The sequence below is a fragment of the Ideonella sp. genome (genome assembly GCF_036277275.1).
Classification (GTDB): domain Bacteria; phylum Pseudomonadota; class Gammaproteobacteria; order Burkholderiales; family Burkholderiaceae_C; genus Ideonella.
Genome location: NZ_DASUNH010000047.1, coordinates 1 through 13151, shown reverse-complemented (window position 1 = coordinate 13151; position 13151 = coordinate 1). Strand labels below are relative to the sequence as shown.

Genomic DNA, 13151 nt, shown 5'->3' with positions numbered 1-13151 from the left:
CTTCACCGGCGCCGACCGACAGCATCTGGGCTTCTTCGAGCGCGCGAATGGCGGCACGCTGTTCCTGGACGAGATCACCGAGATGCCGCAGGAACTGCAGGTCAAGCTGCTGCGGGTGCTGGAGACGGGGCGCTTCATGCGCGTCGGCTCGACGCAAAGCCAGGAGGCCGACGTGCGGGTGATCGCGGCCACCAACCGGCAGCCTGAGCAGGCGGTGTCTTCCGGCAAGCTGCGCGAAGACCTGCTGTACCGCTTGAACGTGTTCCCGATCGAGTTGCCACCGCTGCGGGATCGCCTGTCGGACGTCGGGCTGCTGGCGCAGCACTTCCTGGAGGGCATCGCCAAGCAGGAAGGGCAGGCCAAGCGGTTCACGCCGGCGGCGCTCGAGCGGCTGGGACGCTACCACTGGCCGGGCAACGTGCGCGAACTGCGCAACGCCGTGCAGCGGGCCTATGTGATGGCGGCCGGTGACGAGATCAACGAAGAGTGGTTGCCGCGCCCCCAGCCTGGCATGGTGCTGCCCGCCGCGGTGCCGTCGGAGGCCGAAGCGGTCGCTGGCAACGAGGCCGGAGCCAGTGCCCCGGCGAGCGCTGCCGTGTCGGCCGTCGACCCGGCCACTGTCGTGTCGCTGCCGGTCGGGACATCGATGGCGCAAGCCGAGCGGGCCCTGATCGAGGCCACGCTGCGTTATCACAAGTACCAGAAAGAGCGGACCGCGGCCGTTCTGGGCATCAGCCTGAAGACGCTCTACAACCGTCTGAAGGAATACGCCGCCGACAGCGAGGACACGTCGACGCCGACCTGATGGAGGGCCTCGCGGCCGTCCGGCCGGCATGGCGTTTGCATGGGCCGTGCCGATGCCGAACCACGACAGGCAACCGGCGGCGTGCAGTGGCCTGGCCTGGGTGAGCGACAGCGAACCCGGCATACGCCGTCAGCGCCGCGGCCGACACTTCGTCTACCTGCTGCCCGATGGCCGCCCGTTGCGCGACGAGGCGATGCTGCAACGCATCCGCCGCCTGGCCGTGCCACCGGCCTACCAGGATGTCTGGATCTGCACTCGTGCCGACGGCCACATCCAGGCCACCGGTCGCGATGCCCGTGGGCGCAAGCAGTACCGCTACCACTCCGAGTGGCAGGCACACCGGGGGCAGACCAAGTTCGACCGCCTGCTGGCTTTCGGCCACGTGCTGCCGCGTCTGCGGCAACGCGTGTCACGCCGGCTGGGCAACGCGGCCGAGCCGACGCGCGAGCGTGTGCTCGCGACGCTCGTGCGACTGCTGGACACCACCTGGCTGCGCATTGGCAACGACGAATACGCACGCAGCAACGGCTCGTACGGCCTGAGCACCCTGCGCAACCGACATGCCGGCGTGCGCGGGGCCGAGCTGCACCTGTCGTTCGTCGGCAAGAGCGGCGTGCGTCATGAAGCGCGCCTGACCGACCGACGCGTGGCCCGTGTCGTGCGCCGTTGCCAGGACTTGCCCGGGCAGGAGCTGTTTCAGTACGTCGACGACGACGGGGTGGTCTGCCGCCTGGGCTCGGCCGACGTCAACGCGTGGTTGGCCGACGCCAGCGGCGACCTGCACGCCACCGCCAAGGACTTCCGCACCTGGCACGGCAGCGTGCAGGCGCTCGCGTTGATGCTGGAAGCCTGCCGCGCGGAACCGGTGCCGACCGCGGCGATGGTGGTCGCCGAAGTGGCCCGGCGCCTGGGCAACACCCCGGCGGTTTGCCGCAAGGCTTACATCCATCCGATGGTGCTGGCGCTCGGTGACGGCTTGGCCAGTGCCGATGGCAGGGCCGAGCTGTTGGCGCGGCCCTGGGTGGTGTCGCCGCCCGCCGCGCGCGGGCTCGCCTTGGCGGAACGCCAGCTGATGGGGCTGCTGCGGCAAGCCACGCCGCGCCGTGGGGCTGCCCGGCGGGGCACCTGAATCCCCGGCCGGGAACAGGGCTTGCCGGGCAGTGACAAGCCGCTGGTGGCCTACCGCCTGGCGCCCACAACCTTCCATGTGAAAGTCCGCCGTGCGCATCGCCTACGTCACCGAAACATTTCCGCCCGAAATCAATGGAGTGTCACTGACGACCGCCCGCGCCGTGCACCACCTGCGACGTGCGGGCCATGTCGTCCAGCTGATACGGCCGCGTCAGTCACATGAGGCCTCGCGCTCGTTCGAAGACACCGAACACCCCGGCGACCACACCTTCGACAACGGCGAATGGCGCACCGCCAGCGCGCCGATCCCGATGTACCCCGGCCTGCGTTTCGGCTGGGCCACGGTGGGCGCCTTGCGTGAACGCTGGCAGCAGACGGCGCCCCAGCTCGTGCATGTGGCGACACCGGGGCCGTTGGCATGGTCGGCCTTGCGTGCCGCAAAGGCAGAGGGGTTGCCGTCGACGGCGGACTTTCGCACCAACTTCCACGCCTACAGCCAGCACTACGGCCTGGGCTGGCTGCAGCCCGCGGTGCTCGCCTACCTGCGCCAACTGCACAACATGGCGCACCGCACGTTCGTGCCGACCCGCTCGCTGGCCGACGAACTGACCGCCCGCGGCTTCCAGCGCCCCTCGGTGATCAGCCGCGGCGTCGACGCCGGGTTGTTCTCGCCTGCCGAGCGCGACGATGGCCTGCGCGACGCCTGGGGCGTGGGTCCTTCCGATCGTGTGCTGCTCTACGTGGGACGCCTGACGGTCGAAAAGAACGTCAGTCTGGCGCTGGAGACCTTCGAGTACCTGCGTCGTCGCCATCCGGGCCTGCGCATGGTGGTGGCCGGCGAAGGGCCGCTGCGCGCGAAGCTGGCAGCCGCCCACCCCGACGTGCGCTTCGTCGGCGTGCAGCGGGCCAGTGCCTTGGCGCGTTGTTATGCCAGCGCCGATGTCTTCCTCTTCCCCAGCGTCACCGACACCTTCGGCAACGTGGTGCTGGAGGCGCTGGCCAGCGGGCTGGCGGTGGTGGCTTTCGACAGCGCCGGCGCCGGCACCTTGATCGACCATGGCCATGATGGCTGGCTGGCGCAGCTTGGCGACCGCGGCAGCTTCTTCCATGCCGCCGAGCTGGCGCTGGGGGATTCAGCGCTCGGTTGCGCGCTGCGCCAACGGGCCCGCATGCTGGCGCTGCGCAGCGACTGGGAAAGCGCCTTGCACGCCTTCGAGCAGCAGCTCAGCACCGTGCTCGCGCAGGCGCTGTCGGGCTCGCAGGTGCGCGATGCCGCGCTGGCCTGATCATTCGGACCCGGTTGGGCTTGACCGACCCGATCGGTTTGCCCAAACGCGGCATGCTCGGTGCCGGCCGGGCCAGTCTGGGCCGATGGTCGGGCAGCGAGCCTGAGAGGCCGCCGCACGCACGAAAACGCCCAGGCGTTGCGCCGATGGCCGCCGTTCCCAAGCCGCTGACGCCACGGGCCTTTCGTTGCCGCTGCGGGCGGCCGGTCTTCTTTCGCAACAGCGAGTGCCTGGCCTGCCACACGCCGCTGGGCTACGACCCGACGAGGCGCCAGTTGTTGCCGCTCGAACGTGTCGACGCGCCTGCCGAGCCGGCCAACGGCCGCACGCTGTGGCGCGCCGCCGGCGGCCGCAAGGGCCGGCCCTACCAGCGTTGTGCCCAGCTCGACACCCCGGCGGCCTGCAACTGGCTGGTCGACCCCGCCGACACCCATGCCGTGCTGCAGCCGGGCCAGGCGCCGCTGTGCCGCTGCTGCCGCCTGACGCGCAAGCTGCCGGACCTGTCGGTGCCGGAGAACCAGGGCTACTGGCGCCTGATCGCGCAGGCCCAGCGCCGGCTCGTGTCCACGCTGATCGGCCTCGGTTTGCCGGTCAAGGCCAGGATCGGCGAAGACCCCCAGCGCGGGCTCGCCTTCGACGTGCTGCGCAGCCTGCCCGGGCAGCCGGTCGTCACCGGCCATGCCGATGGGGTGATCACGTTGGACGCTGAAGAGGCCGACGACGCCCAGCGCGAACAACGCCGCACAGCGCTGTTCGAGCCTTACCGCACATTGCTGGGCCACCTGCGCCACGAAAGCGGCCACTACTACTGGCAGCGCCTGGTCGACGGCGAGCACAGCCCGTGGCTCGAGGCCTTTCGGGAGCTTTTCGGCGACGAACGCCAGGATTACGCGGCAGCACTGCAAGCGCACTATCAGAACGGGGCGCCGGCCGACTGGCGCGAACGCCACGTCAGCGCCTATGCCAGCAGCCACCCGTGGGAAGACTGGGCCGAGACCTGGGCCCACTACCTGCACCTGCGTGACACGCTGGACACCGCACGCAGCTTCGGCGTCGATGGCGAAAGCGTCGAGTTGAACTACGAACGATTCAAGCCGGAGACGCTCGGCACCTGGGCCGACGCCGGCGCGCCCGCCTTCCTGGGGCTGGTGAACGGCTGGATGGAGCTGACCGGCGTGCTGAACGAGCTGTCGCGCAGCATGGGAGTGCCCGACTTCTACCCCTTTGTGCTGTCGGCCTCGGCACTGCGCAAGCTCTACCTGGTGCACCGCGTGATCGGTGCACCGGCTTGAACGAGCGGCGCTGTCAGTACGCGCGTGCTTCCATCGCCGCGGTGGCCGCGGGCGGCGGCATCCAGGTGGTGTTGGCCGGCAGCCAGCGATCGAGCCGCTGAATCACGAACTGCAGGTCCAGCGGTTTATGCCAGGTCTCGATGAAGCCGCTGCGCGTGCCGTCGAAATCGGCCTCGGCGGTCACGGCCACCGCCGGCACGTGGCGCCAGTGGAAGCGCTGACGCAGCGTCAGCAACAACTCGTCGCCCCAGCAGTCCGGCAGGCGCAGGTCCAGCAGCAGCAGGGCTGGGCGAACGGACGGCGCCATGGCGATCGCTTCGGCACCATCGGCCGCCACCACCAGGTCCAGGTGCGGGCGCAATCGAAACAATGCTTGCATCAGGAAGACATTGGTCGGCTCGTCTTCGACATACAGCACCTGGGGCCGGCCCGGCCTTCCATACAAGTCATGGTCCATTCGCAGCACTCCTGTCGCGGTTTGTTCGCCCAACCGTCGAGAAAGGGCAATCCGCGTGCCGGCGGCTCGCTGGTGGGCCACGCCTTCGGGCGCTTCAGCCGCGTCGGTGCAGCAGCGCGCGGCGGCGGCGCGCATCCAGCCCGGGTGTAGCCCGCATGTCGGTGTCGACCAGGCCGGCTGTGATGTCCTCGTAGGCCTGGCGCATCTTCGGATCCGGCTCGTCGGCGGTCTGTCCGGTCGATTCGTCCCGCTCGTGCGGCAGCGGCAGGCCTTCACGGTCACGCCTGGAGGAAGCCTGGCGGGCGATCGGGCGCGGCGATGTCAACGGGGCGGATACGACGCGAGGCCGGGCTTTCATTGGAACTCCTTTCGGCAAGCTTTGCCTGGATGTGCGAGGCGCAGATTGAAACGGCAGCATTTCGCATTCCAGGGCCACCAACGTCGAGGGTTGCCTGGGGCGCATCCATGTGAAGTCGGCGTTAAGTCGTTGGCGGAGCACGGTATTCGTCGGGAACAAGGATTGCTTGACGCAACGCAAGCGAGCGTGGTCGGTCACGTCGGGTTTGGATTGCGACCGATGCCTCGCGCCAGCCAGGACTTCGGTGAATCGCCCCTCCGCCCCCCCTTTCGACCCTTCACCGGCAGAAGCCGGCCTGGGGCCGACGCTGTCCGAGATCCATCGCCGCACAGAGGCGCGCGTGGCCGAGGCGTTGCAGCGCGCCGGAGACCCGATCGGACCGGGCGAAGTGACGCAGCTGATCCAGGAGTTGGGCGAGCACCAGGTCTCGCTGGAGCGGCAGAACGCGCAACTGCGCCAAACCCATGCCGAGCTGGAGCAGTCACGTGACCGCTACGTCGATCTCTACGATCGCGCGCCGCTCGGCTATGTCACGCTGGATTTGTACGACCGCATCGTCGAGGCCAACCATGCGGCGGCCGCGCTGCTGGGGGCGCCGCGGGCCCGCTTGCTGGGTCAGGCGCTGCAACAGTTCATCCGCCGCGAAGACCAGCTGGACTTCCGTCTGCACATCGAGGCGGTGGGAAGGGGCGAGGGTGCCGGTGCGCTGGAGCTCAAGCTGGCGCCGGCGAACGGCGCCGACGGCCGTTGGGTCGCGCTCGAGACGACGGTTGCCGCGGCCAAGCCGTACGAAGGCCCGCAGCGCCGCGTGGCGATGCTGGACATCAGCGAACGGATTCGCATGCAAACAGGCATGGCCCGGTTCGCGGCGATCGTCTCGTCGTCGGACGACGCCATCATCAGCCGGGATCTCGACGGACGCATCACCTCATGGAACGACGCCGCCCGCCGCCTGTTCGGCCGCACGGCTGACGAGATGCTGGGTCGCGTGATGGACGAGCTGGTGCCGCAAGAGCTGCGCGCCCAGGAGGCCGATCTGCTGTGCCGCCTGCGCCATGGACAGAAGGTGGCCCATATCGAGTCCGAGCGGCACGGAGCGAATGGCGGGCGGGTGCCGGTGTCGATGAGCCTGTCGCCGATCCACGACGAGCACGGTGCAGTGACCGGCTCCGCACTGATCGCGCGCGACATCAGCGAGCGCCGCCGTGCCGACCGTGCGCTGCGCGAGCGGGTTCGGCAGCTGGATGTTCTGTCGCAGGCCAGCCAGTCGTTGATCCTCGGCGAACAGGATCCGGCGACGATGCGGCGCGAGTTGCTCGAGCGGGTGCAGGCCGCGGCGGGCTGCGAGATCTGCGTGGACTATGGCGTCAGCGAAGACGGCGCATCGCTGTTGCTGCAGTCGTCGATCGGCTTGAGCGATGCGCAACGCGTCGAGATGGCCTGCGTGCCGGTGGCCGAGTCGCCGTGCGGCCTGGTGGTGCAGCGCAAGAGCCGCATCGTGATCGACGACTTGCAGAACAGCCCGTTTCCGAAGGTACAGCAGCTGAAGCAGGCCGGTGCATGCAGCTTCGTCGGTCTTCCGCTGATGGCCCACGGCCACGTGTATGGCGTGGCGGCGTTCGTCTCGACGAGCCGAGACCGCTTCCGCGGCGGCGATCTGCTGGTGATGAAGGGCTTGTGCGAGCAGGTCTCGGCGATGCTCGAGCGCTGCCAACTGATCGCCGAGCTGAGCAACCGCGAGCAGACCCTGCGCAAGGCCGACCGGGCCAAGGACGAGATGATCGCGACGCTGGCCCATGAGTTGCGCAACCCGCTGGCGCCGCTGCGCAATGCAGTCAGCATCCTGCACCATGACCTGACCGATACGCGGCGGGTGGCTTGGTGCCGCGACATCATCGAGCGCCAGGTGGTGCAGATGAGCCACCTGCTCGAAGACCTGCTCGACGTGAGCCGGCTCACCCGCCGCAAGATCGAGTTGCGCATCGAGCGCCTCGAGCTGCGCCGCGTGGTCGCGCAGGCCGTTGAAGCGGTGCAGCCGCTGATCGACGAGAAGCGGCACCAACTGAGACTGGACCTGTCTGCGCAACCGATCGTCGTGCATGCCGACCTGACGCGGCTGACCCAGGTGCTGGCCAACCTGCTCAGCAATGCGGCCAAGTATTCAGACCCCGGCAGCGACATCGTGTTGCGGGCCTGGCGCGACGGCGAGACAGCCTGTGTCAGCGTGCGCGACAACGGCATCGGTATCGCGGCCGAGCAGTTGCCGCTGATCTTCGACATGTTCTCGCAGTTGTCGCCGGCGCTGGAGCGAACCGGCGGCGGCCTGGGCATCGGCCTGGCGCTGGCGCGTGGCCTGGCCGAGCAGCATGGCGGCACGCTGCAGGCCCGCAGCGAGGGCCGGGGCCTGGGCAGTGAGTTCACCCTGCGGCTGCCCATGGGCGAGGCCGCGCCGAAGGCGGAAGGGGCTGCGAATGCGTCCGAGGCGGCTGACCCGCCACGCCACCGGCTGCTCGTCGTCGACGACAACGTCGATGCGGCCCAAACCCTGGCGGCCATGCTGTCGCTGCACGGCCAGGACGTGCGCACGGCCTATGGCAGCCTGGAGGCGCTGCAGTTGGCCGAGCAATGGCGGCCCGATGTGGCGCTGCTCGACATCGGCATGCCTGAGCTGAACGGCTACGAGTTGTGCCGGCGCCTGCGCGACCAGCGTCCGAGCCGGCCGCCGCTGTTCATCGCCTGCACCGGTTGGGGCCAGGAGGCCGACCGCGAGCGGGCGCATGACGCCGGCTTCGACTTTCACCTCGTCAAGCCCGTCGATGTCAACAGCCTGTTGCGTTTGCTCGGGGCGACCGATCCACAGACCGCGCCCCGGCATTGATGCCTGATCAGACGGGCGCGCCGGCAGCTCGGGAACGCCCCTTGCCGAAGCCCGCGGCATGACAACGGCCGCGGCTGATTGCCCTGACGAACCATGCGAGGTCCAACGATGAGGGCAGACGATGTCGCGTCGCCGGGTGCCCGGCAGTCGCCCTACGAACCGTTGGCGGTCACGGTGTTCGGCGCAGGCCATGTGGGCCTCGTCACCGCCGCCTGCCTGGCCGAACTCGGCCACAGCGTGCTGTGCATGGATGCCGGCGCGCTGCGCATGGCGCAGCTGGCACGCGCCGAACTGCCGTTCCACGAACCGGGCCTGGCCGAGCTGATGGTGCGGCATGGCATGACCGGGCGGCTGCGCTTCACCGCCGACGCTGACGAGGCAGTGGCGCATGGCCGGGTGCAGCTGATCGCGGTCGGGGCCACCGGTTTCGACAGCGGCTGGACCGATGCGCACCAGGTGCTGACGGCGGCCCGCAGCATCGGCGAGCGCATGACCCGCGAGCTGCTGGTCGTCACCGTCGGCATGCTGCCCGTCGGCACCGCCGACCGGGTGCGCGAAGTGATCGCCACCGCGCAGGCCCGACGCGGCGTGGGGCTGCCGATGGCAGTCGCAGCCAGCCCCACCTTCCTGCGCCAGGGTCAGGCGGTGGATGACTTTCTGCAGCCCGAGCGCATCGTGGTCGGCGCCGATGCGCCGGGGCCCTTGCAGTGGCTGCGGCGTCTGTACGCGCCGCTGCTGCAGCCGCCGACGCAATGGATCACGATGGGCCTGCGCGAGGCCGAGTTCAGCAAGCAGGCCTGCAACGCGGTGCTGGCTGCGCAGATCAGCCTGATGAACGATCTGGCGCTGCTGGCCGAGCATCTGCACGTCGACATCGATGCGGTCAGGCGCAGCATGGCCAGCGATTCCCGCATCGGCGCACAGGCCCGGCTGCCCGGCTGCGGCTTCGGCGGGCCGAACCTGCCGCGCGATGTGAACGCCCTTCGCCGCAGCGCCACCGAAGCGGGGCTGACCCTGCCGATGCTGGATGCGATCGAGCAAGCCAACGAACGCCAGAAGACATTGCTGCCGTGGCACATCATCCAGGCCTTCGAGGGCCATCTGGCGGGCCGTCGCATCGCGTTGTGGGGGCTGGCCTTCAAATCCGGCAGCGACAGCTTGTGCGAGGCGCCAAGCGAAGCGGTGATCCATGCCCTGCTGGCCGAAGGCGCCGAGGTGGTGGCCTACGATCCGCTGGCGATGCCGGCGGCGCGCGAGCGCTATGCCGGCTTGCCGCGCCTACGCTTTGCCGCCGATCCGTTCGGCGCGGTGGTGGGCGCCGATGCGCTGGCCATCGTCACCGATTGGCCCGAGTTCAGCCGGGTCGACTGGCGCAAGGTGCGCCGTTGCATGGAGGGCCATCGAATCTTCGACGGCCGCAGCATCTGCCCCGCCAGCGAGTTGGCGGAACTGGGCTTCAGCTACCGCGGCGTGGGCCGCGCCGTGCACGAGGTGCCCGGCGAGAGCGTCGCCCACGCGCGCTGACTTTGTGTCGGTGCCGTGCCGCGTGGTGGGCACATCCATGAGTAAAGGGTCGCTGCGGCGTCGAGCCGCCCGCGTGTGCTGCGTCCTCGGCCGGGCCCAGACAGCGAGCCGACGTGCGGCGGGTGATCTGGCGCACCACGTCGGCCGGGGCTGCGTCCCGAGCCGAGGCGCCCGGTTCAGGTGTCGTTGATCCGGCGGCGGATCACGAACGCGATGGCGCCGATGCCGGCAACCATCATCAGCAGCGCCGAAGGCTCGGGCACGGCGAGCACCTCACCCAGGTGCGCAAGCCTGTCCTCGGCGACGATGTTGCCGGCCAGTGCGGTGCCGGTGTCGCCCGGGCGTGGTGCCGGGCCCAGCGGGTCGTCGTGCGGCAGCTGCAGCACGGCGGGCGGCAGGCCGCCGAATTCGGTCCGCGGGAGCGTGGGTGACCAGGTCACCGGCAGAGCGGTGCCGCTGGCCGACGCGAAGTCGACCCGTTGTGCCCACTCGCTGCCCGAGCTGCCGAGGTAGACGGCCGGCACCCCGCGGTACTGCGTCGTGACCCAGTAGTCGTCGCGCATTTCGCGATGGGGTTGTGGGCTGGCAAAGGCTTGGCCGGAGGTCAGCACGATCAGTGCAGCGGCCCAACTCATCAGGTTCATGACTTCTCCTTCAACGGCGAACAGATCCCTGCAGCTGTACCGCCCGAACGCCTTGTGATCAAACGCGGTGCGGCCTTCCACCATGGCAAGACGCGAGCCCGCGGGGGCGCCTTCCCGGCTGTTTCGGATGCCCGGTTTTTCCCCGGGCGCGGCCCCGATTCCGGGGGGCTCGCCGCAGTTTTTTCCGCAAGAGTTTCGGCGCCGTAAGGGGCTGCCAAACTTGACCGATTCAGCGACGAGCGACCCCCTTTTGATGGCCCTCGCTGCGACCGACATCAAGGTTCTCGTGGCCAGGGGCAGGGTGGCGCCGCACGCGTTCGATGGCGCCTGTAGGACAACGCCTGGTGGTCTTGCACAGGGTTGCAGCTGTAGCGCCTTCAGCGGCTTTGCATCGATCGAAGCCCTCTAGCATGGCCTGGCCGGTCGAGTGATGCCCGTCATCGGCCGACAGCTTCCGCCACATCGAAAGGACTTCCTCTGATGACCCGTTCCCTGATCGCCCTCGTGACCTTCGCCGCCATGGCCAGCCCGGTGCTGGCCCATACCACCGACCCGGTCGCCGCCCCCACGCCGGCGGCCTCGGCGCCCATGACGCCGCCTGCGCCAGCATCGTCGCCCATCGCCCCGAAGACCGACGCCGGCAAGAAGGAGAACAAGCAGCCGAAGCCGGAGCCCAAGCCCCAGGGCGAGGCGAAGTAAGGCAGCGCGAGTCTGCCCGGGATCTTTCTCTGATCGTGAACGGGCGGTGGTCTGCGGACACCGCCCGTCTTGCTTGCCTCGCACGCCTGTCGCGGGGACGGTGGGGAGCGGCGGGCCGCTCAGCTGTCGGTCTGGCCTTCGGGCAGCGGGCCCGGGGGTGTCACCGGGGCCTCGCCCGGCCACCAACCCGCCGCCACGCTGGCCTGGCGGGCACGGGCCTTCAGCAGCAGCTCACTCAGCTGGGTCGGCTCCAACGGCTTGCGGATGAAGTGGTCGAACCCCGCGGCCAGGCAGCGCTGCTCGTCGTCCAGATTGCCGGTGCCGGTCAGGCAGACAAAGATCGCATGGGCGATGCGGCCCTGCAGCTTGCGGGCCCTGGCCAGCACCTCGCAGCCGTCGTGGCCGGGCATGTTCAGGTCGAGGAAGACCAGCGCCGGCTGGAACAGCTCGGCGACGCGCACCCCCATCTCTCCACCGAAGGCCACCGCGGTCTTGCAGCCGATCATCTGCAGCAGATAGCTGAGCGACGTCGCCGCGTCGACGCTGTCGTCGACGATCAGTACACGCAATTCCGACAGGTTTTCGATGTCATCCTTCACACGATCCCTCGCAAGCCGCTGTTGCAGCGCCGCACAGCAAATGCGGCTCCCGCCGCGGCCCCACGGTCGCGGTTGTGTGCGCGGCGCCCAGGATCAGGCCGCCTTGGAAGGCTCGGAAATCTCGCGCAAGGCGCGGTCGGTGTGATGCGATTGGCGCAGCGCCAGGTCGCCCAGCGACAGGATGCCGACGAGTTCCTGCCGCTGGTTGACCACCGGCACGCGGCGCACCTGCGCGTCCCCCATCATGCGCATCACCTCGTCGCTGTCCTGGTCCTCGGTGACGAACTTGACGTCGGTGCTCATCACGTCGGAGACGCAGGAGGCATCGGGCGTCATGCCGGTGGCCACGCCGCGGATGGCGATGTCGCGGTCGGTGATCATGCCGAGCACGCGCTTGCCGTTGCACACCGGCAGCGCCCCGACATCGAGTTCCTTCATCATCCGGGCGGCTCGTCGCAGTGTGTCTTCAGGGCCGATGACCTGGGGGCTGGGGGACATGATGTCGCTGACTGCCGGCATGGGGTTCTCCTTGGGACCGAAGGGAAGAGGGCGCCACGAGAGGCGGCAAACCGCGCGCCCGAGGCGGGCGGCGGTGGGGTCGCCTCAATCGCCCGATGGTCTTCGGTGTTTAGCGAGCGAAGCGCGCTACGATCGGTCGGGGTTGGCAATGCGCGTACCCGGCCCGACGGCCGATGGTTCCACGAAAGGCCGCCATGAACCATGCATTGATCGTCGACGACGATGTCGATTCGGCGCTGTCGCTGAAGGAATGCGTTGCCGGCGCCCACTACTCCGTCGCAGTGGCACACAGCCTGCGCGAAGCGCGCCTGCAGCTGAAGCGGCAACCCCCCGACGTGGTCCTGCTGGACCTGCTGTTGCCCGACGGCAATGGCATGGACCTGTTGTCCGACGCGCAACTGCTGGCCAACACCGAGGTGGTGCTGATCACCGGCCACGCCAGCCTGGAGACTTCGGTCCAGGCGCTGCGGTTGGGTGCGGCCGACTACCTGGTCAAACCGGTGTCGATGCAGCGCCTGAACAGCATCCTGTCGCGGCTGATGAAGCCCGCCGAGTTGAACGCCGAGGTCGCCGACCTGGCCTCTGACCTGGTGCGGCAGGGCCACTTTGGCCCATTGTGGGGTCAGTCCAAACCGATGCTGCGCGTGTACGAGCAGATCTCGCGGGTGGCGGGCACGACGGTCGCGGTGTTTCTCACCGGCGAGAGCGGCACCGGCAAAGAGGTGGTCGCGCAAACCGTGCACGACCTGAGCCGGCGGCGCAAGCAGCCGTTTCTCGCGGTCAACTGCGGGGCCATCTCGGCCAACCTGATCGAGAGTGAGATCTTCGGCCACGAGAAGGGCAGCTTCACCGGCGCCGACCGACAGCATCTGGGCTTCTTCGAGCGCGCGAATGGCGGCACGCTGTTCCTGGACGAGATCACCGAGATGCCGCAGGAACTGCAGGTCAAGCTGCTGCGG

Annotated in this window: 13 protein-coding genes; 8 read left to right on the top strand and 5 right to left on the bottom strand. The window is 69.1% G+C overall.

Annotation, left to right across the window (positions count from 1 at the left end; all coding sequences use genetic code 11):
• The 4 genes from VFY73_RS09400 to VFY73_RS09385 all read left to right on the top strand — a co-directional run.
• On the top strand, positions 1–805 hold an 805-nt coding region (locus VFY73_RS09400), incomplete at its 5' end, for a sigma 54-interacting transcriptional regulator (protein WP_329717977.1).
• 52 nt (positions 806–857) lie between these two features.
• Entirely contained in the window at positions 858–1934 is a 1077-nt protein-coding gene (locus VFY73_RS09395; RefSeq protein ID WP_329717975.1) for a DNA topoisomerase IB, read from the top strand.
• A 139-nt stretch (positions 1935–2073) separates the two neighbouring features.
• Positions 2074–3222, top strand: coding sequence for a glycosyltransferase family 1 protein (locus tag VFY73_RS09390; RefSeq protein ID WP_329717973.1), 1149 nt, complete (start codon positions 2074–2076; stop codon positions 3220–3222).
• Positions 3223–3368: 146 nt separating this feature from the next.
• Entirely contained in the window at positions 3369–4514 is a 1146-nt protein-coding gene (locus tag VFY73_RS09385) for a zinc-binding metallopeptidase family protein (RefSeq protein WP_329717971.1), read from the top strand.
• A gap of 13 nt (positions 4515–4527) precedes the next feature.
• Here VFY73_RS09385 and VFY73_RS09380 read toward each other — a convergent pair whose 3' ends face one another.
• Both VFY73_RS09380 and VFY73_RS09375 read right to left on the bottom strand, forming a co-directional pair.
• On the bottom strand, positions 4528–4971 hold the full coding sequence (locus VFY73_RS09380; protein ID WP_329717969.1) for a response regulator: 444 nt from the start codon (positions 4969–4971) through the stop codon (positions 4528–4530).
• Positions 4972–5065: 94 nt separating this feature from the next.
• Positions 5066–5329 (bottom strand): hypothetical protein, encoded by a 264-nt coding sequence (locus VFY73_RS09375; protein ID WP_329717967.1) that lies wholly within the window; start codon positions 5327–5329, stop codon positions 5066–5068.
• A gap of 244 nt (positions 5330–5573) precedes the next feature.
• On the opposite strand from VFY73_RS09375, the gene VFY73_RS09370 reads away from it, so the two are divergent.
• The gene (locus tag VFY73_RS09370) at positions 5574–8207 is read left to right on the top strand and encodes a PAS domain S-box protein (protein ID WP_329717965.1); all 2634 of its coding nucleotides are present in this window, start codon (positions 5574–5576) and stop codon (positions 8205–8207) included.
• A gap of 108 nt (positions 8208–8315) precedes the next feature.
• On the top strand, positions 8316–9731 hold the full coding sequence (locus tag VFY73_RS09365) for a UDP-glucose/GDP-mannose dehydrogenase family protein (RefSeq protein WP_329717963.1): 1416 nt from the start codon (positions 8316–8318) through the stop codon (positions 9729–9731).
• A 176-nt stretch (positions 9732–9907) separates the two neighbouring features.
• Here the strand turns inward: VFY73_RS09365 and VFY73_RS09360 are convergent, their stop codons facing one another.
• A complete protein-coding gene (locus VFY73_RS09360; RefSeq protein ID WP_329717961.1) occupies positions 9908–10375 on the bottom strand; it encodes a PEP-CTERM sorting domain-containing protein in 468 nt (155 codons plus the stop codon).
• Positions 10376–10855: 480 nt separating this feature from the next.
• Between VFY73_RS09360 and VFY73_RS09355 the strand changes: the two genes are divergently transcribed.
• Positions 10856–11074, top strand: coding sequence for a hypothetical protein (locus VFY73_RS09355; protein ID WP_329717959.1), 219 nt, complete (start codon positions 10856–10858; stop codon positions 11072–11074).
• 119 nt (positions 11075–11193) lie between these two features.
• Here VFY73_RS09355 and VFY73_RS09350 read toward each other — a convergent pair whose 3' ends face one another.
• Positions 11194–11673 carry a response regulator gene (locus tag VFY73_RS09350; RefSeq protein WP_329717957.1) on the bottom strand — a complete coding sequence of 160 codons (480 nt, stop codon included), beginning with the start codon at positions 11671–11673 and terminating at the stop codon, positions 11194–11196.
• A gap of 93 nt (positions 11674–11766) precedes the next feature.
• The gene (locus VFY73_RS09345) at positions 11767–12192 is read right to left on the bottom strand and encodes a CBS domain-containing protein (protein WP_329717954.1); all 426 of its coding nucleotides are present in this window, start codon (positions 12190–12192) and stop codon (positions 11767–11769) included.
• Positions 12193–12386: 194 nt separating this feature from the next.
• On the opposite strand from VFY73_RS09345, the gene VFY73_RS09340 reads away from it, so the two are divergent.
• The coding region (locus VFY73_RS09340) for a sigma-54-dependent transcriptional regulator (RefSeq protein ID WP_329717952.1) at positions 12387–13151 on the top strand (765 nt) is incomplete at its 3' end.